This window comes from Vibrio sp. 811, from assembly GCF_033339195.1.
In genome coordinates this window covers 1-936 of the sequence record NZ_JAWOUB010000160.1, presented here as the reverse complement: position 1 = coordinate 936, position 936 = coordinate 1, and the positions used below count along the sequence as shown (strand labels likewise).

The following is a 936-nucleotide window of genomic DNA, read 5'->3' as shown; positions in this document are numbered from 1 at the left end:
GGTGGAAGGCTACAATTTGGCGCTTGAGTTACCTAAGATTGCCGCTGAAATGGAACAGCTCGGTTTACCGGAAGGCGTTGAATATAAGATTCGGGGTCAAAATGAGGAGCAGGAAAACTCATCAGCATTCTTGCAAAACGCTTTTGTTGTGGCTCTTGGCGTCATGGCGCTCATTCTCATCACGCAGTTCAACAGCTTTTATCAGGCATTTTTGATTTTGAGTGCGGTGCTGTTTTCAACGGTCGGGGTTTTTGCTGGGTTGCTTATTTTCCAAAAACCATTCGGCATCATCATGTCTGGCATTGGTGTGATTGCCTTGGCTGGTATCGTAGTTAATAACAACATTGTACTGATTGATACTTATAACCAAATGCGAAAAAGAGGACTGGACAAAGCAGAGGCTATCCTGCGGACCGGTGTGCAACGTTTGAGACCGGTGCTATTAACCACAATTACGACCATTTTAGGGTTGTTACCGATGGTTCTAGAAATGAACATCGATTTAGTTAATCAAAAAGTCGAATTTGGTGCGCCGAGTACGCAATGGTGGTCTCAGTTAGCGACGGCAGTAGCGGGGGGATTGGCATTTGCTACGGTGTTGACGTTGGTGCTTACGCCTTGTTTGCTTATGTTGGGAAGAGATCATCTTGCTAAGCCCGAACCTGATGAAAGCGAAGAGGCAGCGTAATGCTGCCTCTTTTTGCTTTTCCGTTTATCTCATTGCCAGTAACTTACTGTAACGATCCAGCTTGTCCATACTGACTTTTGCATTCGCCATGAAGGTTTGTCTTGCTTTACCTGTTAACGATTTGGATTGCGGCAAATTCACCGTTCTTGGGTTTTTGTGCACGCCATTTACTAGGAACTCATAATGTAAGTGGGGTCCTGTCACACGGCCTGTCCCGCCAAGCGTACCGATAGTTTGACCTTGTTTAA

At 45.6% G+C, this 936-nt stretch carries 2 protein-coding genes; one reads left to right on the top strand and one right to left on the bottom strand.

Going from position 1 to position 936, the window contains the following annotated elements; all coding sequences use genetic code 11:
• On the top strand, positions 1-688 hold a 688-nt coding region (locus R7Q46_RS25555; protein WP_318077991.1), incomplete at its 5' end, for an efflux RND transporter permease subunit.
• Positions 689-712: 24 nt separating this feature from the next.
• Here the strand turns inward: R7Q46_RS25555 and R7Q46_RS25550 are convergent.
• Positions 713-936: peptidoglycan DD-metalloendopeptidase family protein (locus R7Q46_RS25550; protein ID WP_318077990.1), on the bottom strand; the 224-nt coding region annotated here is incomplete at its 5' end.